Source organism: Streptomyces sp. CA-135486, assembly GCF_050936555.1.
Classification (GTDB): domain Bacteria; phylum Actinomycetota; class Actinomycetes; order Streptomycetales; family Streptomycetaceae; genus Streptomyces.
The window spans coordinates 2,865,113-2,884,057 of the sequence record NZ_JBNJMM010000002.1 but is presented as its reverse complement, the minus strand read 5'-3'; the positions used below and the strand labels follow the sequence as shown (position 1 = coordinate 2,884,057).

17 protein-coding genes are annotated in these 18,945 nt (G+C 69.5%); 7 read left to right on the top strand and 10 right to left on the bottom strand.

Features of this window, described 5'->3' with window-relative positions; genetic code table 11:
• Nucleotides 1-146 precede the first annotated feature (146 nt).
• Nucleotides 147-1,700: a recombinase family protein gene (locus ACQEVG_RS32560; protein WP_432990489.1), complete on the bottom strand. Its 1,554-nt coding sequence runs from the start codon at nucleotides 1,698-1,700 to the stop codon at nucleotides 147-149.
• Between the two features lie 49 nt (nucleotides 1,701-1,749).
• Between ACQEVG_RS32560 and sph the strand changes: the two genes are divergently transcribed.
• The 4 genes from sph to ACQEVG_RS32540 all read left to right on the top strand — a co-directional run bounded on the left by sph (nucleotide 1,750) and on the right by ACQEVG_RS32540 (nucleotide 5,794).
• Nucleotides 1,750-2,595 (top strand): sphingomyelin phosphodiesterase, encoded by an 846-nt coding sequence (gene sph / locus ACQEVG_RS32555; RefSeq protein WP_432990487.1) that lies wholly within the window; start codon nucleotides 1,750-1,752, stop codon nucleotides 2,593-2,595.
• A gap of 78 nt (nucleotides 2,596-2,673) precedes the next feature.
• A complete protein-coding gene (locus ACQEVG_RS32550) occupies nucleotides 2,674-3,606 on the top strand; it encodes a cation diffusion facilitator family transporter (protein WP_432990485.1) in 933 nt (310 codons plus the stop codon).
• A 145-nt stretch (nucleotides 3,607-3,751) separates the two neighbouring features.
• Nucleotides 3,752-4,813: a S1 family peptidase gene (locus ACQEVG_RS32545; protein WP_432990483.1), complete on the top strand. Its 1,062-nt coding sequence runs from the start codon at nucleotides 3,752-3,754 to the stop codon at nucleotides 4,811-4,813.
• Between the two features lie 222 nt (nucleotides 4,814-5,035).
• On the top strand, nucleotides 5,036-5,794 hold the full coding sequence (locus ACQEVG_RS32540; protein ID WP_432990481.1) for a MerR family transcriptional regulator: 759 nt from the start codon (nucleotides 5,036-5,038) through the stop codon (nucleotides 5,792-5,794).
• A gap of 35 nt (nucleotides 5,795-5,829) precedes the next feature.
• Here ACQEVG_RS32540 and ACQEVG_RS32535 read toward each other — a convergent pair whose 3' ends face one another.
• From ACQEVG_RS32535 to ACQEVG_RS32520, 4 genes are all read right to left on the bottom strand, one after another.
• Nucleotides 5,830-8,004, bottom strand: a complete 2,175-nt coding sequence (locus ACQEVG_RS32535; protein WP_432990479.1) for a 3-hydroxyacyl-CoA dehydrogenase NAD-binding domain-containing protein — start codon at nucleotides 8,002-8,004, stop codon at nucleotides 5,830-5,832.
• Nucleotides 8,005-8,155: 151 nt separating this feature from the next.
• The gene (locus tag ACQEVG_RS32530; protein WP_432990477.1) at nucleotides 8,156-9,370 is read right to left on the bottom strand and encodes an acetyl-CoA C-acetyltransferase; all 1,215 of its coding nucleotides are present in this window, start codon (nucleotides 9,368-9,370) and stop codon (nucleotides 8,156-8,158) included.
• Nucleotides 9,371-9,572: 202 nt separating this feature from the next.
• Nucleotides 9,573-10,715 carry an acyl-CoA dehydrogenase family protein gene (locus tag ACQEVG_RS32525; RefSeq protein WP_432990475.1) on the bottom strand — a complete coding sequence of 381 codons (1,143 nt, stop codon included), beginning with the start codon at nucleotides 10,713-10,715 and terminating at the stop codon, nucleotides 9,573-9,575.
• The gene (locus tag ACQEVG_RS32520; RefSeq protein ID WP_432990473.1) at nucleotides 10,712-11,842 is read right to left on the bottom strand and encodes a CaiB/BaiF CoA transferase family protein; all 1,131 of its coding nucleotides are present in this window, start codon (nucleotides 11,840-11,842) and stop codon (nucleotides 10,712-10,714) included. The genes ACQEVG_RS32525 and ACQEVG_RS32520 overlap by 4 nt, the downstream gene beginning before the upstream one ends.
• A 259-nt stretch (nucleotides 11,843-12,101) precedes the next feature.
• Between ACQEVG_RS32520 and ACQEVG_RS32515 the strand changes: the two genes are divergently transcribed.
• The gene (locus ACQEVG_RS32515) at nucleotides 12,102-13,301 is read left to right on the top strand and encodes a saccharopine dehydrogenase family protein (RefSeq protein WP_432990471.1); all 1,200 of its coding nucleotides are present in this window, start codon (nucleotides 12,102-12,104) and stop codon (nucleotides 13,299-13,301) included.
• A gap of 25 nt (nucleotides 13,302-13,326) precedes the next feature.
• Here the strand turns inward: ACQEVG_RS32515 and mmpA are convergent, their stop codons facing one another.
• From mmpA to ACQEVG_RS32500, 3 genes are all read right to left on the bottom strand, one after another.
• A complete protein-coding gene (mmpA, locus tag ACQEVG_RS32510; RefSeq protein ID WP_432990469.1) occupies nucleotides 13,327-13,467 on the bottom strand; it encodes a morphogenic membrane protein MmpA in 141 nt (46 codons plus the stop codon).
• A gap of 135 nt (nucleotides 13,468-13,602) precedes the next feature.
• Nucleotides 13,603-15,057 carry an MFS transporter gene (locus ACQEVG_RS32505; RefSeq protein WP_432990467.1) on the bottom strand — a complete coding sequence of 485 codons (1,455 nt, stop codon included), beginning with the start codon at nucleotides 15,055-15,057 and terminating at the stop codon, nucleotides 13,603-13,605.
• Between the two features lie 56 nt (nucleotides 15,058-15,113).
• Entirely contained in the window at nucleotides 15,114-16,028 is a 915-nt protein-coding gene (locus tag ACQEVG_RS32500) for a class I SAM-dependent methyltransferase (RefSeq protein WP_432990465.1), read from the bottom strand.
• Nucleotides 16,029-16,105: 77 nt separating this feature from the next.
• On the opposite strand from ACQEVG_RS32500, the gene ACQEVG_RS32495 reads away from it, so the two are divergent.
• Nucleotides 16,106-16,690, top strand: coding sequence for a helix-turn-helix domain-containing protein (locus ACQEVG_RS32495; protein WP_432990463.1), 585 nt, complete (start codon nucleotides 16,106-16,108; stop codon nucleotides 16,688-16,690).
• 27 nt (nucleotides 16,691-16,717) lie between these two features.
• Here ACQEVG_RS32495 and ACQEVG_RS32490 read toward each other — a convergent pair whose 3' ends face one another.
• Nucleotides 16,718-17,410, bottom strand: coding sequence for an endonuclease V (locus ACQEVG_RS32490; protein ID WP_432990461.1), 693 nt, complete (start codon nucleotides 17,408-17,410; stop codon nucleotides 16,718-16,720).
• 48 nt (nucleotides 17,411-17,458) lie between these two features.
• Here ACQEVG_RS32490 and ACQEVG_RS32485 point away from each other — a divergent pair, with 48 nt between their 5' ends.
• The gene (locus ACQEVG_RS32485; protein ID WP_432990459.1) at nucleotides 17,459-17,758 is read left to right on the top strand and encodes a YciI family protein; all 300 of its coding nucleotides are present in this window, start codon (nucleotides 17,459-17,461) and stop codon (nucleotides 17,756-17,758) included.
• A 19-nt stretch (nucleotides 17,759-17,777) separates the two neighbouring features.
• Here the strand turns inward: ACQEVG_RS32485 and ACQEVG_RS32480 are convergent, their stop codons facing one another.
• Nucleotides 17,778-18,890 (bottom strand): WD40/YVTN/BNR-like repeat-containing protein, encoded by a 1,113-nt coding sequence (locus ACQEVG_RS32480; RefSeq protein ID WP_432990457.1) that lies wholly within the window; start codon nucleotides 18,888-18,890, stop codon nucleotides 17,778-17,780.
• Between the last annotated feature and the right edge of the window lie 55 nt (nucleotides 18,891-18,945).

The following is an 18,945-nucleotide window of genomic DNA, read 5'->3' as shown; positions in this document are numbered from 1 at the left end:
TTCAACTATCCACTGACGCAGGGTAGTTATCCACAGGCTCCTGTGGATAACGCGGACGCGTGCCGACGTCGACGGGCGGACGACGAGCGGCCCGGGAGCGCTGGAGGAGGCCCCGAGGCGCCTCATGGGCGATCTGGATGCCGTTATCAACTCGTTACCATAGACGCTTCTTCGGCGGCCTCCAGGTCAGACGTGATCCGCACGCGAGGCTCGTGCCCGTCAGGCCACACCCTGATCTTTACGCCGAACTCCTGGAGAAGCCCCCTCCGTACACCGTCGTCAGCCGCGGACTCCCACTCCAAGGCCACGGTCCGGCCAGTTGGCTGCGACACCATCCCCGCCGGCCGTACAGGCTCCGCGGCTAGCTTCTTAATCTCAGATGTCAGCGCGGCATACCGGGACTGGTACCACTCCGCGTCCTCTTCGTCGTCGTACAGCCCTGCTTCACGGTCGTCGCGGAGTCGCTTACGGGCAGCGCGAGCGCCCGCCAGTGCCTCCTCATTGCCGTTGCCGGGGTCGTAGACCCACTCCATGAACATGTGGTCGCCGAAGTCGGTAAGGAAGACGTTCGTGACCTTCTCCTCCAGCGTGCTGACGAGGATGGTGGGAGCGGGAGCGCAATCGGTCTGCCCCTGCATGCGCGACTTGCACGTCATCGAGACCGGTCGGCCAGTGCGGTACAACCGGTAGCCGCAGACCCCGCATTCGGCGACGCCTGATACAAGATGCTCGCCTGACTGGGCGCGCTTCTTCCGCGGCGTCACCTTGAGCTTCCGGACGAGCGCTTCATGCGTGGCTCGGTTCCACAACGGCTCCGCGAGCTGAATGGGCTTACCATCGTCACCGATCACGGGCCGCCCCTGATGCATCAGAAGCCCTAGAGCAGCCTCAGACACGAGCATCTTCCGCAATGCCGCGCCGTCCCATGCAGTGCCCCTAGGAGGCTTTCCGCTCATGGCGCGGGTGTGATCCAGCGGGGAATAGACGCCTGCCCTGGTAAGGCGAGCAGCCTCACTGTCGACAGATATCTCCCCGGTGGTGTCCGTCAGAATCCGACGGGCCACGTCGCGCATTACCTTCGCGGCGTCCTCCCGCTCCCGAATCTCCTCCGGCATGGTCTCGCCGTGGTCCAGGGCCACGTGGTCGATTGCTGCCTTTGCGTACAGGCGGACGTAGCGATACCCGTAAGCGTGGCGCCCGCGCTTACGCCCCTTCTCCCGCTCAGAGACGGTCGTGTTCGCATTGCGCTTCTGAATAGCGCGAAGCTCCATTTGCGCGCTCCACGCCTCCAGCGTGAACCGGTTCTCGTCCGCATCGTTGTTCAGGTCCCACGGTCCGTCGTGCCCGTAGGTGACGAGCATCTTCCCCGTGTCGCGCATCATGTAGCCGGTGTTCAGGCAGTCCACGAGGTTGCGGCCCAGGCGGTCGACGGCCGACCCTGCCACGCCGTCGTACGGCCCCATCTTGTTACGCAGCCACGGGCCCAACTGCGGGCGCGTCATGGGGTCCGTAGCCCCCGACACCTCCCAATCGTCGGCCCACGCAATGATGTGGCCGCCAACGGCGCTCACGGCCTCAATGACCATTGATCGTTGTCGCGCTGGCGAAGACGTGGCGTCGGTTTTGCGGGACAATCTGCGCAGGCCGACGAAGCACTTACCGCAGCCGTCGTACGGACGCTCAATGCCCGTGTCAGACACGCTGCCCCCTCCCTCTGTGGTTCCTCCCCCAGACTACACTTAGGCAGTCTTGTTGTTCAGCAAGACGCTGTACCCCAACTGGGGCCAGGACCACCGGGCCGCGGCGATCCCCGCGACCTCGTTCTTCCAGGGCAACGACGTCGTCGTGGTCCAGGAGGCCTTCGACAACTCCTCGTCGGACGCGCTGAAGCAGAAGGCCGCCGGCCAGTACCCGTACCAGACCCCGGTGATGGGGCGGAGCAAGGACGGCTGGGACGCCACGGGCGGTTCGTACTCGGCCACCACCCCCGAGGACGGCGGGGTCGCGCTGCTCAGCAAGTGGCCGATCCTGCGTAAGGAGCAGTACGTCTACAAGGACGCCTGCGGCGCGGACTGGTGGTCCAACAAGGGCTTTGTCTATGCCGTGTTGAACGTGAACGGCGCGAAGGCGCACATCGTCGGCACGCACGCGCAGTCGACCGACCCCGGCTGCGGCGCGGGCGAGGCGGCGCAGATGCGCAGCCGCCAGTTCAAGGCGATCGACGCGTTCCTCGACGCCAAGAACATCCCGGCGTCCGAACAGGTACTGGTCGCGGGCGACTTCAATGTCGACTCGCGGACTCCGGAGTACGCGACGATGCTCGCCGACGCCGGCCTCGTGGGGGCCGGCGCTCGCACCGGACATCCGTACTCCTTCGACACGAAGGAGAACTCGATCGCCTCCTACCGCTATCCGAGCGACCCGCGTGAGGACCTCGACTACGTCCTGCACCGCGCCGGGCACGCGAAACCGGCGGGCTGGACGAACGAGGTGATCAAGGAGCAGAGCGCGCCCTGGACGGTCTCCAGCTGGGGCACGAAATACACCTACACCAACCTCTCCGACCACTATCCGGTGATCGCGTCCGGGCAGTAGTCGCAAGCCCTTCGCAGCTGGCCAGAGGTCGCTTTTCGGTAGTGGCTGCAAGGGATTCGGTGTGCCACGGTGGTGGCCATGACGGGTCACGGGCACGTCCATGGTCACCACCAGCACCACAGCCACGACCACACGCACGTCCGTATCGACGCCGCGCTCGAAGGGTCGGCGCGGGGGCTGCGAACGCTGTGGTTCTCCTTCGGCGTGCTCGCCGCAACGACCGCCGTGCAGGCGGTGATCGCGTCCGCTTCGGGCTCGGTGGCGCTGCTCGGCGACACCGTCCACAACGCCGCCGACGCGCTCACCGCGCTGCCGCTCGCCCTCGCCTTCGTCCTCGGCCGGCGGGCCGCGACCCGCCGCTACACCTACGGCTTCGGCCGGGCGGAGGATCTGGCGGGCGTCTTCGTGGTGCTGGTGATCGCCGCGTCCGCGGTCTTCGCCGGGTACGAGGCGCTGCGGAGGCTGTTCGAGCCCCAGGACGTCAGCCATCTGACGGCGGTTGCCGCGGCCGCTCTGGTGGGATTCACCGGAAACGAGTGGGTGGCAAGGGCCCGGATCCGTACCGGCCGCAGGATCGGATCGGCCGCGCTGGTGGCCGACGGACTGCACGCCCGGAGCGACGGCTTCACCTCACTGGCCGTACTGCTGGGCGCGGGCGGAGCTGCACTCGGATGGCGGTGGGCCGATCCGCTGATCGGGCTCGCGATCACGGCGGCGATCTCACTGGTGCTGCGCGGCGCGACGCGCGAGATCTGGCACCGGCTGATGGACGCGGTGGACCCGGCGCTGGTCGACGACGCCGAGCACGCGCTCTCCCATGTCGAGGGCGTGCGGGGCGTGGGAGACGTGCGAATGCGCTGGCTCGGGCACGATCTGCGGGCCGAGACCTCGATCGTGGTCGACCCCGCGCTGACGGTGGTGCAGGCGCATGCGGTGGCCCTCGCGGCCGAAGACGCGCTGCTGCGCGGCGTCCGGCGGCTGAGCGCGGCCACCGTCCAGATCCATCCCTGACTCCCCCGAACGGGTGGGCGGTTCGGCGTTCTCGCGCTCTGTGCGCATGGCGGCGATTTGGCATATTCCAGGCCGCATTTCGTACTTGTCCGTTCGAAACTGCTTCTCGGAAGCCCAAGCGGACTCGTACGAAGGAGAAGCCCCTATGAGACGCACGCTCCGCGCGCGCATCTTCCTTTCCGTCATCCTTGCCCTGCCCACCGTCGGCCTGGGCTCCGGCGCCGCCGGGGCCGTCCCCGATCCGTCGCCGGACGTCACGGCATCGCCGACGCAGTACAGCCTCGACCAGACGCTCGAAGAATCCCTCGGCGACCGGAGCGCCGGCTCGTATCTCGACTCCAGGACGGGGGAACTGGTGGTCACCGTCACCGACGCGGCCGCGGCCGAGGAGGTACGGGCCGCGGGCGCACGCGCCAAGCTCGTCGAACGCGGCACGGCACAGCTGGAAGCCGCCATGAACACGCTCGAAGCCCAGGCAAAGATCACCGGCACCTCGTGGGGCATCGACCCCCGGATCAACCAGGTGGTGGTCGAGGCCGACCTGTCGGTCTCCGTGCGCTCCATGACGCAGCTGCGGAAGGTGGCGGCCGGTCTCGGCAAGGCGGTACGGATCACCCGCGTGCCCGGTGTCTTCACGAGAGAAGTGGCCGGCGGCGACGCGATCTACGGCGGTGGCTACCGCTGCTCGGCGGCCTTCAATGTCTCGAAGGGCACGAGGCGTTACTTCCTGACGGCAGGTCACTGCACCAACGCGGCTGCCACCTGGTACGCCTCGCCCGGCGGCCTGCCCATCGGGAGCCGCGTGGGCACCAGCTTCCCGACCAACGACTACGGCATCGTCCAGTACAGGACCGGCCCCCAGCCCCCCGGGGCCGTCAACCTGTACAACGGCACCTACCAGGACATCACCTCCGCGGCCGACCCGATCGTCGGCCAGGCCATCAAGAAGAGCGGCTCCACCACCAGGGTGACCAGCGGTACCGTCACCGCGGTGAACGTCACCGTGAACTACGGCGAAGGCCCGGTCTACGGCATGGTCCGCACCACGGTCTGCTCGGCAGGCGGCGACAGCGGCGGCGCGCACTTCGCCGGTTCCACCGCCCTCGGCATCCACTCGGGCAGCGCCGGCTGCAGGGGCACCCGTGGCACGGCGATCTTCCAGCCGGTGCGGGAAGCGCTCAGCGCGTACGGCGTAGCCGTGTACTGATCCGGCTGTACTGATCCGGGCTGCGCACGACGCGGCGACGAGGGCGTGCCCACGGAGGTGGGGGCGCCCTCGCGGCTGTTCAGACCGTGCGGCGCCGCCTTGCGGGCCGCGACGGAGGTCGCCACGAAGGTCACCGCGGACGCTTTCACAACAGTGGTGAGACAGCAATACTGTTGCACTGCACGACGATCAGGAACGGGGCACGGGAAGCGAGGCGCACAGATGGCGACCGAGACCGAGGAGCCGACGCTCACCGTCGACGAGCTGGCCGCGCGTGCCGGGGTCACCGTGCGCACCATCCGCTTCTACAGCACGCGCGGGCTGCTGCCGCCCCCGGCCATCGGACCGCGCCGCGTCGGTCACTACGGCCCGACTCATCTCTCCCGTCTCGCCCTCATCGAGGAGCTCCAGTACCAAGGCATGACGCTCGCCGCGATCGAGCGCTATCTGGAGCAGCTGCCCCAGGATCTGAGCGCGCACGACCTCGCGATCCACCGTGCGCTGGTGGCCTCCTGGGCGCCGGACTCGGCCGAGGAGGCGACCCGCTCCGAACTGGAACGCCGGGCCGGCCGGGCGCTCACCGAAGGGGACATCGACCGGCTCGTGGCGATGGGCGTCCTGGAGCGCGCCGCCACCTCGGACGGACACGGGGGCGGGTACCGGCTCGACCCGGGGCTGCTACGGCTCGGAGTGCAGCTCCTCGACGTGCCGATCGCGCACGAGACGATCCTCGCGGCCCGCACCGTCCTGCTGGAACACACCCGCTCGGCGGCCCACGAGCTCACCCGGCTGTTCCGGGACGAGGTCTGGAACCCGTACCGCGAACGGGAGTCGGACCCGGAGCAGGTGGCGGCGATGAAGTCACTGTCCGCCCATATGCAGCCGATGGTGGTGCAGGCGCTGGTGACGGCCTTCCAGCGGTCCCTCAAGGAAGAGCTGCGGGCCGCGTTCGGCCAGGAGAGCCAGAGCCTGAAGAGCTGAGGCCTCAAAGCTGAGCGCAGCCCGCGCTCACACCGTCACGCGTCCGTGAAGACCTCGCCGCGCTCCGCCTTCTCGACCAGCAGCGCCGGCGGCTCAAAGCGCTCGCCGTACCGCTCGGCGAGCTCCCGCGCGCGTGCCACGAAGCCGGAAAGACCGCCCTCGTAGCCGTTGATGTACTGGAGCACGCCGCCCGTCCAGGCCGGGAAGCCGATGCCCATGATGGAGCCGATGTTGGCGTCGGCGACCGACGTCAGCACGTTCTCCTCCAGGCAGCGGACGGAGTCCAGCGCCTCCGAGAAGAGCATCCGCTCCACCATGTCGGTGAACGGGACATCCACGTCCTGCTGCGCGAAGTGCTCGCGCAGCCCCGGCCACAGCCCGGCCCGCTTGCCGTCGTCGCCGTACTCGTAGAAGCCCGCCCCGCCGCTGCGGCCGGTGCGGCCGAACTCGTCGACCATCCGGTCGATCACCGAGTCAGCCGGGTGCCCGGCCCAGGTGCCGCCCGTCTCCTCGACCGCGCGCCTGGTCTCATTGCGGATCTTCCGCGGCAGGGTGAGCGTCAGCTCGTCCATCAGCGAGAGCACCTTGGCCGGGTAGCCGGCCTGCGCGGCGGCCTGCTCGACCGACACGGGGTCGGCGCCCTCGCCGACCATCGCCACCCCCTCGTTGATGAACTGGCCGATGACACGCGAGGTGAAGAAGCCCCGCGAGTCATTGACGACGATCGGGGTCTTGTTGATCCGGCGAACCAGGTCGAAGGCGCGGGCCAGCGCCTCGTCACCGGTGCGCTCGCCCTTGATGATCTCGACCAGCGGCATCTTGTCGACGGGTGAGAAGAAGTGCAGGCCGATGAAGTCGTCCGGCCGCGACACGCCTTCGGCAAGCACCGTGATGGGCAGGGTCGAGGTGTTGGAGCAGAGCAGCGCGTCCGGCTCGACGATGTCCTGGATCTCCTCGAACACCTTGTGCTTGAGCGCGGTGTCCTCGAAGACGGCCTCGATCACGGCGTCGCAGCCCGCGAGCTCGGCGGGGTCGGCGGTCGGCGTGATGCGCGCCAGCAGTGCGTCGCGCTTGGCCTCGGTCGTACGACCCCGGCTCAGCGCCTTCGCCAGCAGCTTCTCGGAGTACGCCTTGCCCTTGTCGGCGGCCTCCTGGGACACGTCCTTGAGGACGACGTCGATGCCGGCCCGGGCACAGGAGTACGCGATGCCCGCGCCCATCATCCCGGCGCCGAGGACGGCCACCTTGCGGACCTCACGCTGCTCGATGCCCGCCGGCCGGTTGGCGCCGGAGTTGACGGCCTGCAGGTCGAAGAAGAACGCCTGGATCATGTTCTTGGAGATCTGGCCGGTGACCAGTTCGGTGAAGTACCGGGCCTCGATGGTCTGCGCCGTCTCGAAGTCGACCTGGGAGCCCTCGACGGCCGCCGCGAGGATGTTGCGCGGGGCGGGATAGGGGGCGCCCGCGGTCTGCTTCTTCAGGTTCGCGGGGAAGGCGGGCAGATTGGCGGCGAAGCGCGGGTTGGAAGGCGTGCCGCCAGGGATCTTGTAGCCCTTGACGTCCCAGGGCTGCTGGGACTCGGGGTGGGCGTCGATGAAGGCGCGCGCCTTGGCGATCATCTCGTCGTTGGTGGCGGCGACTTCATGGACCAGGCCGTTCTCCAGGGCGCGCTGCGGCGCGTACTGAGTCCCCTGGAGAAGCACCTTCAGCAGGGCGTCCGCGATGCCCATCAGCCGTACGGTGCGGGTCACGCCGCCGCTCGCCGGCAGCAGCCCCAGGGTGACCTCGGGCAGGCCGATCCTGGAGCCCGGCGCGTCGAGGGCGATGCGGTGGTGACAGGCGAGGGCGATCTCGAAACCGCCGCCCAGCGCCGCGCCGTTGATCGCCGCGACGACGGGCTTGCCCAGGGTCTCGATCGTGCGCAGAGCGCGCTTGATGTCCATGCCGGTGTCGAAGACCTGCTGGGCGTCCTGGGGACCGACCTTGATCATGTCCTTGAGGTCGCCGCCGGCGAAGAAGGTCTTCTTGGCGGAGGTGAAGATGATGCCGCGGATCGAGTCCTGCTCGGCCTCCGCGCGCTCGGCGACCGCCGCGATGGACTCCTTGAAGGCCTGGTTCATCGTGTTGGCGGACTGGTTGGGGTCGTCGAGGACGAGCGTGACGACGCCGGTCTCGTCCTGTTCCCAGCGGATGGTGGTGCTCTCGGTCATGTGCGAAGTCTCCTGGAGTGTGGTGAGCGCGGACGGACCTGTCGAGCGCCGACGGTCGTGCACGCGCGTCCGCGCGGCTGGGCCGCTGCGGCCGACGGGCTCGCGCACCTCGGGTGGGCGTGCCCCGGGCGGGTGCGCGCGGCGCTGGGGGCTACACGCGCTCGACGATCGTGGCGATGCCCATGCCTCCGCCGACGCAGAGCGTGACAAGGCCGTACCGCTTGTCCTGGCGCTCCAGTTCGTCGATGACGGTGCCGAGGATCATTGCGCCCGTCGCGCCGAGCGGATGGCCCAGGGCGATCGCACCGCCGTTGACGTTGATCTTCTCCAGCGGGAGGTCGAGGTCGCGGGCGAAGCGCAGCACGACTCCGGCGAACGCCTCGTTGATCTCCACCAGGTCGATGTCGTCGATCGTCAGACCGGCTTTGGCGAGGGCCTTGCGCGTGGCGGGCGCGGGACCGGTGAGCATGATGGTCGGCTCGGAGCCGGAGACCGCGGCCGAGACGATCCGGGCGCGCGGGGCGAGGCCGTACCGCTCGCCGACCTCCTTCGTGCCGATCGCGACGAGCGCCGCTCCGTCGACGATGCCCGAGGAGTTGCCCGCGTGGTGGACGTGGTCGATCTTCTCCACCCAGTGGTACTTCTGCAGCGCCACGGCGTCGAAGCCGCCCATGTCGCCGATGCCCGCGAAGGAGGGCTTGAGCGCGGCGAGGCTGTCCGCGGTGGTGCCGGGGCGCAGGTGCTCGTCCTGGTCGAGGACGACCAGGCCGTTGCGGTCGCGCACCGGGACGACGGACCGCTCGAAGCGGCCGTCCTTCCAGGCCGCGGCCGCCCGCTCCTGGGAGAGCGCGGCGTACTCGTCGACGTCACGACGGGAAAAGCCCTCGATGGTGGCGATGAGGTCGGCGCCGATGCCCTGCGGGACGAAGCCGGTGGCGAAGTTGGTCATCGGGTCGGCGAACCAGGCGCCGCCGTCGGAGGCCATCGGTACGCGTGACATGGACTCGACGCCGCCGGCGAGCACCAGGTCCTCCCAGCCCGAACGGACCTTCATCGCGGCCATGTTGACCGCCTCGAGACCGGAGGCACAGAAGCGGTTCTCCTGTACGCCGGCGACGGTGTCCGGGAGCCCGGCGGCGATGGCGGAGATACGGGCGATGTCGGAGCCCTGGTCGCCGACCGGGCCGACGACGCCGAGCACGATGTCGTCGATCGCCGCCGGGTCGAGGCCGGGGAAGCGGCTGCGGAGTTCATGGATCAGACCGACGACGAGGTCGATCGGCTTGGTGCCGTGCAGGGCGCCGTTCGCCTTGCCGCGACCGCGCGGGGTGCGGATCGCCTCGTACACATACGCTTCGGTGCTCACTGGTCACGAGCCTTTCGATGAGGGTTGGCCGACGATAGGGTTAGGGGGTGTCTTTCGGATCTTGCCGGGCTCGCGTGCCCTGGCACGCACATCTGCTGCGTTGTCGTCAGTCGCCGACGCTCCGCGTGGCCTCCTTCCTCCGCCTTGCATCTGCACGCACCAGACCCCGCTCACTGATCCGGCCTGATCCAAAAGACACCCCCTAGCCGAGCAGAGAACGGCCGATGATCTCCTTCATGATCTCGGTGGTACCGCCGTAGATGGTCTGGATCCGGCCGTCGGTGAAGGCCCTGGCGACGCGGTATTCGGTCATATAGCCATAGCCGCCGTGCAATTGCAGACAGCGGTCGGCGACCCGCTTCTGCAGTTCGGTGGCCCACCACTTGGCCATCGACGCGTGTACGGCATCGAGTTCCCCGTTCGAGTGATCCACGATGCAGCGGTCGAGGAACGCACGGGTGACGGCGCATTCGGTGGCCATTTCGGCGATCTCGAAGCGAATGTGCTGAAGCCTCGAGAGCGGCCGGCCGAATGCCTCGCGCTCCTTGACGTACGACGTGGTGATCTCCAGCAGATACTCGGCGCCGGCGATACCGGCGAGGGCGATGCCCATGCGCTCCTGCGCGAGATTGGTCATCAGATGGATGAAGCCCCCGCCCAGTTCGCCGAGCAGATTCTCCTTGGGGACGCGTACGTCGTTGAAGAACAGCTCGGCCGTGTCCTGGGACTTCTGGCCGATCTTGTCGAGATTGCGGCCGCGCTCGAAGCCCTCCATGCCGCGCTCGACGACCAGCAGGGAAAGTCCTTTGGCCCCGCCCTCAGGGGTGGTCTTGGCGACGACGATCACGAGGTCGGCGAGGATTCCGTTGGAGATGAAGGTCTTGGACCCGTTCAGCAGCCAGTGATCGCCCCGGTCCTCGGCGCTCGTCCGGATGCCCTGGAGGTCGGAGCCCGCGCCCGGCTCGGTCATCGCGATGGCGGTGATGATCTCGCCGCTGCAGAATCCCGGCAGCCAGCGCCGCTTCTGGTCGTCGGTGGCCAGGGAGGTCAGATACGGACCGATGATGTCGTTGTGCAGCCCGAGCGCGAGTCCGGCCACGCCCGCCCTGGTGAACTCCTCGGCCAGGACGGCGCTGTAGCGGAAGTCGGCGTTCCCTCCGCCTCCGTACTCCTCGGGCACGGCGAGTCCGAGCAGCCCCTGCCTGCCCGCGGCCAGCCAGGCGTCCCGCGAGACGATGCCGTCCTTCTCCCACTGTTCGTAGTGCGGAAGGACCTCCTTGGCGAGGAAGGTGCGGACGGTCTCCCGGAACGCGTCGTGCTCCGCATGGAAGATCTGGCGCTTCAACAGTCCTCCTTGGTGAGTCCGGGCACGTCCCAGTCGCGCGCCACGTCGTCGGTGTCGGCGCCCGGCTGGGCGGGGCTTCGGTACACGGACCCGGGCGTGGCGGAGAAGCGGGGCGCGGGCGCGGGCTGGGTGAGTCCGCCGTGGTCGACGAAGGTTCCGCGGGCCGCGAGATGCGGGTGCGCGGGGGCTTCCCGCAGCGAGAGCACCGGCGCGACACAGGCGTCCGAGCCCTCGAAGACGGCTGTCCACTCCGCGCGTGTCCTGGTCCTGAAGCGGGCGGCGACGGCGGCCCGCAGCTCGCCCCAGCGCGCGAAGTCCTTGCGGGCCGGGGCCTCGTGCTTGATGCCGAGCAGCTCAATGAACTCGTTGTAGAACTGCTGCTCAAGCGCCCCGACCGCCATGTACTGGCCGTCCGCGGTCTCGTAGTTGCCGTAGAACGGGCAGCCGCCGTCGAGCAGATTCGCCCCGCGCCGGTCCTGCCAGCCGCCGGCCGCCATCATCCCGTGGATCATTGTGGCGAGATGAGCGGCACCGTCGACGATGGCCGCATCCACGACCTGCCCGGAACCGCCCTCGGTGCGTGCGTGCTGCAGGGCCGCGAGCACTCCGATGACGAGATAGAGCGAGCCGCCCGCATAGTCGCCGACGAGATTGGCCGGGACGGCGGGCGGCTCATCCGGCTTGCCGATCATGCCGAGCGTGCCGGTGACGGCGATGTACGCGATGTCGTGCCCGGCGCGCTGGGCGAGCGGCCCTTCCTGGCCCCAGCCGGTCATCCGTCCGTACACCAGGCGCGGATTGCGCGCATGGCACTCCCCCGGACCGACTCCGAGCCGTTCGGCGACGCCGGGCCGGTAGCCCTCGATCAGTACGTCGGCCCGCTCGACCAGGTCGAGCACCTGGCCGGGGCCGCCATCCGCCTTGAGGTCGATGAGCACGGAGCGCTTGTTGCGATTGGTGAGGTCGTACGCCGGGTCGATCGCAAGGCCCGCGCCGCCGGGCCGGTCGACCCGTACGACATCGGCGCCGAGGTCGGCCAGGAGCATCGCGGCGAACGGACCGGGCCCGATGCCCGCCAGTTCGACCACGCGCACCCCGGCCAGCGGGCCATTACCCATCGCTGCCATCAAGCCCCCAGCGCCGCACTGTGACACAACTGATGTAACACCAGTGATGGTAAGAACACGTTCCACCCGGCACAAGGGTCCTGGCCGAGCAAGCGCTTAGAATTGGGGGCAGCTTACCGTCTGATTCCCGGCGAAATTGCTTCTTTCCGGCCGCCGCCGGGGGCGTGGCGGGCTCAGCGCGCCCTCGCGCGCCCCGCCGACGACCGGCACGCTAGCCTCAGCCACCAACATGACCTCGGGGGCAACGGCGGAGGGGCCATTGAACAGGCAGAATGGGACGGATCGCGCACAGCGCCCGTACGACATCGTGCTCTTCGGAGCGAGCGGATTCGTCGGCGCGCTCACCGCGGAGTACCTGGCGGCGCACGCCCCCGAGGGATGCCGCTGGGCCATCGCGGGCCGCAGCCCCCAGAAGCTGGAACGACTGCGCGAGCACCTCGCCGCCGGGCATCCCCACTGCGCGGAGCTCCCGCTGATCGAGGCGGACGCGGACGACCCCGAGTCGCTGCGCCGCCTGGCCGAGTCCGCCCGTGTGGTGGCCACCACGGTCGGCCCCTACGTCTGGTACGGCGAGCCGCTGGTCGCCGCCTGCGCGGAAGCCGGCACCGACTATCTCGACCTGACCGGCGAGCCCGAGTTCGTGGATCTGATGTACGTACGGCATGACGCGCGGGCCCGGGAGACCCGGGCGCGGCTCGTCCATGCCTGCGGCTTCGACTCCATTCCACACGACCTGGGTGCGTACTTCACCGTCCAGCAGCTGCCCAAAGACGTGCCGCTGCGCGTCGACGGGTTCGTGCGCTCCAACGCGACTTTCTCCGGCGGGACGTTCGCCTCCGCGCTCACCGCGATGGGCCGCGGCCGGCAGATGCTGAAGGCGGCGCACGAGCGGCGGCTGCACGAGCCGCGGCTGGTGGGACGGCGGGCGCGGGCTCCGCTCGGCGGGCCGCGGTTCAGCCGCGAGACCGGGACCTGGGCGCTGCCGCTGCCGACGGTCGACCCGCAGATCGTGGCGCGCTCGGCGCGTGCGCTGCCCCGGTACGGTCCGGACTTCCGCTACCGGCACTATGCGGCGGTGGAGACGCTGCCGATGGCGGCGGGCGGTGTGGCGGCGATGGGTGCGCTCTTTGGTCTGGCCCAACTGCCGCCTGCGCGGCGCTGGTTGTCGGACCGGATCAAGCCGGGTGAGGGTCCGGACGAGCGGCGCCGGGCGAAGAGCTGGTTCTCGGTCCGTTTTGTGGGCGAGGGGGGTGGCCGCACGGTGTTCACGGAGGTGTCGGGCGGCGATCCGGGCTACGACGAGACGGCGAAGATGTTCGCGGAGTCGGCGCTGTCCCTGGCCTTCGACCAACTGCCCGACACCTCGGGGCAGGTCACTACGGCGGTGGCGATGGGGGATGCGCTGCTGGCGCGGCTTCGGGCGGCCGGGATCCGATTCCGGGTGGCGGCCAAGCGCTGAGACCGGGAGCCGGCCGCGGCGGGAGTCAGCCCCGCAGCGCGGAGAAGACCATCGAACCCACCCAGGCGAAGCCCGCCAGCGCGGACAGAATGAGCACGATCGTCACGGTGCGCTCAACGGGGCGGGTGGTGGATTCGGCGGCGCTGTTCGTCGCATGAGTCGTCATGCGCAGGAGCATGCCGATCACGGCCGGTTTCTGACATCCGCTCAGATACTCAGTTCCCGGGCACGGGTACCTAGGTACCGGTACGTGAGTGCCCGTGCCTGAGTACCCGGTTCCTCGTGCTCTGACCGCACAGGTTCACCGGGGTTCACCCGACATGTACCGCGAGAGAGCACGGCTTCCCACCGCGATGGTGAGCGCGACGACGATCAGAACCGCCGCGACGGCGAACGTGATCCGCATACCGGTGGCAACGGCCTCGGGACGCGCCGTTGCGACGTCGGTCGTCGCCGATGCGAGCGCGAACACAGCGCCCATGACGGACGCACCGGTGATGAGCCCGAGATTGCGCGACAGGTTGAGCGTGCCGGAAATGACGCCCCGCTGATCCGGCCAGACATCTGTCATGACGGCGGTGTTGTTGGCCGTCTGGAACACCGCATAGCCGACGGTCATGACGACGATGGGGGCGATGTAGCCGGCGATGCCCAGCGTCGCCGACGTCATGGACAGAACGCAGGAACCGGCCGCCATCGCGATGAGCCCGACGACGGTCATGCGTTGTGTGCCAAAACGGTCCGCAATACGACCGGCCGGCACACCGGTGAGCGCAGTGACAAGTGGGCCGACCGACAAGGCGAGTCCAACAAGAGCCTCATCCAGCCCGAGCGTACGGGAGAGATAGAACGGCCCGACCACCAGCGTGGCCATCATCACCGTCGAGACCAGCGCGCTCATGGCGAGGCTCGCACTCAGCCCCGGATCGCGGAACATCGCAAGTCGGAGCAGAGGTGATGCTGCTCCCGCCTCGGCGCGCACGAAAAGGCCGACTCCGAAGGCAGCCGCCAGCAGCAGAGCGATGTTGAGCGAACCGAAACTGCCGCGCCCCATCGTCATGGCGAGTGCGTAAGCCGCGAGCGTCAGAGCGAGCAGCAGTGTGCCCACATGATCGAAGCCGGCCCGGTCAGCCTTCGGCTCCCGCCAGTCAACCGGCAGACAGCGGTGCGCGAGAAGGAAGGTCAGGATACCCAGCGGTGCGTTGACGAGGAATATTGCCCGCCAGCCGGGTCCGGAGATCAGAGCACCGCCCAGCGATGGACCGAGAGCGGTGCCCATCGCGGACATCGTTCCGAGCAGCCCCATAGCGCTGCCGGTCTTTGCCTTGGGAACCGTCTCACCGACAAACGCCATGGTGAGGGCCATCATGATGGCCGCTCCGATGCCCTGCGCCGCTCGGGCGGCAATCAGCAGCCAGAGCGTGGGCGCGACGCCGCACAGGACCGAGGCCACCGTGAACAGGAAGATTCCGGCCAGGAGCAGCCTTCGGCGGCCGGTGATGTCACCGAGCCGTCCGACGCTGACGATCAGGGTGGTGATGGCGAGGAGATAAGCGAGGACGATCCACTGGACTTCCTGGAAAGAGGCGGTGAACGCCTGTGCCAACGTCGGCAGGCCGACATTGGCGATGCTGGTGCCGAGCGAGGACAGCAGCATGGACAGCGACAGGCCGGCGAGCGCCCACCGGACCGAAGGCGCCCGCCTCGCACTTCTGACTGCTTCCTCATCCTCTCCCACACTGACTGGCTGCAACATGAACTCCGTTTCTCTGGTGTTCCGGCTCGTGCGGCGCTGACCCCGTGTCCGGCGCGTCAGCGAGCCGAGCGCAAGCCCTTGAAGACCGTGGTGGCCGAGAGGAGGAAGGCGTCGGGCCGCCGCAGGATGCCCTCCGGTGCCCCGGGGTCGAGCAGCACGTCGAGCGTCTTGCGGTCCTCCATGTCCAGGGACTCGCTCACCGTCTCCCGCAGCCAGGTCAGATGGGTGTACAGGAAGGCGCGGGCCGTCTCGCCCAGCGGCGCCGGCAGATCGAGGAGGGAAGTGAAGCTGCCGACACGGGTGAGCCCGGCGCGGCTGAGCATCGCGGGCCAGTCCTCGACCACGGTCGTGCTGCCGGGCAGATCGGCTCGCATGATCTCGAACCAGTGCTCCTGGACGGCGTCGAGCCGGGCCTGGAGGCCAGGCCTGCCGATGCCGATGTCGCGTGGGAGGAAGCGCATCGGCAGGCCGCCCTCCGCCACGGCGAGGAGCCCGCCGGGCCTCAGCACACCGGCGAGCGCGTTCAACGCGCCCTGCTGATCACCGAGGTGGTGCACGGCCCTGCTGCTCCAGACCAGATCCGCCGTGCCGACGCCGTCTTCCCCGTGCTCGTCGCCGCCGTCCAGGCCCTCGGGCAGCTCCGCGTGCCGGACGGCCACCCTGCCGGCCAGGCCGAGCCGCTCGGCGCGAGCCAGGGCGCGGTCCAGCAGCCCGGGCGTGCCGTCCACGGCGACCACCTCGGCGTCCGCGAAGGCCTCGGCGAACACGCAGGTCATCACGCCCGGCCCGCTGCCGATGTCGAGGACGCGCCGGACCTCCTTCGCCGGGTCGAGCAGCTCCCTCAGGTGGGCCGCCGTCCGGCGGAGGACCGGGAGTTGCAGTTCGCCGCTGTTCTCCAGCTGGGCGGCCATGACCTCCCAGTCGATGTCGGTGTGGTGGTGTCCGTGTCCGGATTCGCTGTGTTGGCGCATGCCGAGGAGCGTGCACCCGCCGGGTGGCGACGGCAACTCCTGTTGCCAATTCCGGGACAGCGGGATGGAATGCCCGCATGGACAACCCACCGCCCTACCAAGCGGTCCTCGACGAGGTCGCTCCCCGGCTCAAACGGCTGCGTGCCAAGCGCGGCCTCACCCTGGCCGCGCTCTCCGAGGCGACCGGCATCTCCAAGAGCACCCTTTCCCGGCTGGAGTCCGGACAGCGCCGCCCGAGCCTGGAACTGCTGCTGCCTCTCGCCGACGCGTACCACGTGCCCCTGGACGACCTGGTCGGCGCCCCCGAAGTGGGAGATCCCCGGGTACGGCTGACACCCCGCACCATGCCGAGCGGCGGTACGTTCGTGCCCCTGACCCGGAGCCCGGGCCCCCTTCAGGCGTACAAGATGATCATCCCTGACCGGGGTGCCGAGCCGGAACTCCGTACGCATGAGGGCTACGAGTGGCTGTATGTGCTGGACGGCCGGCTGCGGCTCGTCCTCGCCGAGCACGATCTGGTCCTCGGCCCCGGCGAGGCCGCCGAGTTCGACACCCGGCTGCCCCACTGGTTCAGCAGCGCGGACGGGCGGCCCGTCGAGATCCTCAGCCTCTTCGGGAGACAGGGGGAGCGCATGCACGTCCGCGCGAAGCCCCGGGCATGACGGCATGGCGCCTCGGCGAAGGCACGATCAGGTACGGGCCCTCTCGAGTGCGCGTCGGCAGAGCCGGTCGGCGAGGCGGGTGGTTTCGGGGAGCCGGTAGCGGGAGGCGAGGTGGAGGGTGTGCGCGCAGGCGTTGTCGAGGGTCGTGCGGTGGCCGACCGAGACAAAGACGGGCTTGACGCCGTCCTGGGTGCGCACCGCTCGGCCGACCTCTTCGCCGTCGTCGGCGCGCAGCGCGGCGAAGTCGCCCCGGCGCGGGCCGAGTTCGCCGTACCTGAAGACGAAGGGATTCTTGGCGACGCCGATCACCGGTAGTCCGGTGAGGACGCCGAGATGGCTGGCGAGCCCGAAGCGTCGCGGGTGCGCCCGGCCGTAGCCGTCGCAGACGACGAGACCGGGGTCCGTGGCGAGGGATTCCAGGGCGGCGAGCACGGTCGGGATCTCCCGGAAGGCCAGCAGCCCCGGTACGTAGGGGAAGGCGACCCGGCCGACCGCGGTGGCCTCCTCGACGACGGTGAGCGTCGCGGCATCCAGGACGACGGCCGCCGCGGCGACCATGTCGCGCTCGTCGTCGTACGCCACATCGACGCCGGTCACCAGACCGGTGGCGGGCGGCGGCCCCGGCTCGTCGAGGATGACATGCGTGCGGAGTTCGTCCTGGACGGCCAGGGCGGCGGCCTCGTCGGCGGGCCAGTCCGCGGGCATGTCGATGATCTTCATGGTGACGCCCACCCTATGTCCCGGACGTGCCGGCGTAGCCTGGCGATCATGTTCGTACTGGAATTGACCTACACCGCGCCCGTCGAGCGCGTGGACGAGCTCCTCGATGCCCATGTGGCCTGGCTGGACGCGCTGTACGAGGAGGGTGTGTTCATCGCCTCGGGGCGGAAGAACCCGCGTGACGGCGGGGTGATCCTGGCCGTCGGGGACGACCGCGCGACGATCGAGAAGATCGCGGCGGCCGACCCCTTCACGGTCGGCGGCGTGTGCGAGTACCGGATCATGGAGTTCATCGCGACCAAGACCGCGCCCGCACTCGCCGCGTACCGCCAGCAGTTGCCCTCGTAGAACGATCCCGAGAAGCAGCTCAGAACTCCAGCCGCGCGACGCGGCCCTTCTCGCCCGAGGCCCAGCACCCGAAGTCGGGCGTGCAGTCGACCGTGTCGAACGAACCGGTGTCGACGGTGCGCCAGCTGCGCCCGCCGTCCAGCGTCAGATCGGTTCCGGTCGGGCCGACGGCCAGCGCACCGGACCTGCTGTGCGGCAGCCAGGCCACGCCGGAACGGTAGGCGGGCGGCGGCGTCTTCGACTGCTGCCAGCTCCGACCGCCGTCCGAGCTGACCGCTCCGGCGAGCGGGGACACCTGGTCGCCGCGGTAGTCACCGCCGACGGCGATACCGTGGGCACGGTCGCGGAAGGCGAGCGCGAAGACCCCGCGTGCCGGATCCCCTGCCGGAATCGTCGAATCGGCGACGGTCCAGTTCAGACCCCGGTCCGCGGAGTGCAGCACCCGGGCCGTGGCGCCGCCGCCGGTGGCCAGCCAGACGTCCTTCGGACCGGAGCTGACCAGGCACTGGCCGCCGGCGGCGAAGGCCGCCTCGCCCGGCAGCGCCGCGGGCATCCCGGCGTTCGGCAGCACCTTCCACGACTTCCCGCCGTCGCCGGTCGACAGGATGCGGTACGTGCCGTCCACCGGGTCGCTCATCGCGAGTCCGTGGCGGCTGTCGAAGAAGGTGATGCAGTCGTAGAAGGCTTTCGGGTCGGTGTTGCGGAAGGACTCGGTCCAGCTCGCTCCCCCGTCGTCGGTGCGCAAGACGCGGGACGCCTCGCCCTCTCCGATGGCCAGCACCACCGCGCGCCGGCTGTCGAACGCCTCGACGTCACGGAACTCCAGCTCGCCCGCTCCGGGCGGGGAGACGTTCCGCCAGCTGCGGCCGCCGTCCGCCGTGCGCAGCACCGTTCCCTTGGAGCCCGCGACCCAGGCGGCCGTGCGGCTGACGGCCGCGAGGCCTCGGAACCGTACGTCTGCGCCCGTGTTCTTGAGGTTCCAGCTCGGCCCCTTCGAGCCTGCCGCGTCCCCGCCCGCCGCGTCGCCGCTCGCCTGCTGGGCTGCCTGTGCCGGTGCGGCCAGCACCGCGGCCACCGCCGCAGCGCACAGCCCCACCGACACCATTCGTCTCGTCTTCCCCTTGGACGTCATGGCGCTGGAAGCTAGCCCACGGGCCATATCCCGTCCAGGGTGCGCCGGACAGTGA

Excerpts from the sequence above, each read along its gene's own strand:
- ACQEVG_RS32550 (WP_432990485.1), top strand. The coding sequence starts at position 2,674 with ATGACGGGTCACGGGCACGTCCATGGTCACCACCAGCACCACAGCCAC.
- ACQEVG_RS32545 (WP_432990483.1), top strand. The coding sequence starts at position 3,752 with ATGAGACGCACGCTCCGCGCGCGCATCTTCCTTTCCGTCATCCTTGCC.
- ACQEVG_RS32540 (WP_432990481.1), top strand. The coding sequence starts at position 5,036 with ATGGCGACCGAGACCGAGGAGCCGACGCTCACCGTCGACGAGCTGGCC.
- ACQEVG_RS32535 (WP_432990479.1), bottom strand. The coding sequence starts at position 8,004 with ATGACCGAGAGCACCACCATCCGCTGGGAACAGGACGAGACCGGCGTC.
- ACQEVG_RS32520 (WP_432990473.1), bottom strand. The coding sequence starts at position 11,842 with ATGGCAGCGATGGGTAATGGCCCGCTGGCCGGGGTGCGCGTGGTCGAA.
- mmpA (WP_432990469.1), bottom strand. The coding sequence starts at position 13,467 with ATGACGACTCATGCGACGAACAGCGCCGCCGAATCCACCACCCGCCCC.
- ACQEVG_RS32505 (WP_432990467.1), bottom strand. The coding sequence starts at position 15,057 with ATGTTGCAGCCAGTCAGTGTGGGAGAGGATGAGGAAGCAGTCAGAAGT.
- ACQEVG_RS32500 (WP_432990465.1), bottom strand. The coding sequence starts at position 16,028 with ATGCGCCAACACAGCGAATCCGGACACGGACACCACCACACCGACATC.
- ACQEVG_RS32495 (WP_432990463.1), top strand. The coding sequence starts at position 16,106 with ATGGACAACCCACCGCCCTACCAAGCGGTCCTCGACGAGGTCGCTCCC.
- ACQEVG_RS32490 (WP_432990461.1), bottom strand. The coding sequence starts at position 17,410 with ATGAAGATCATCGACATGCCCGCGGACTGGCCCGCCGACGAGGCCGCC.
- ACQEVG_RS32485 (WP_432990459.1), top strand. The coding sequence starts at position 17,459 with ATGTTCGTACTGGAATTGACCTACACCGCGCCCGTCGAGCGCGTGGAC.
- ACQEVG_RS32480 (WP_432990457.1), bottom strand. The coding sequence starts at position 18,890 with ATGACGTCCAAGGGGAAGACGAGACGAATGGTGTCGGTGGGGCTGTGC.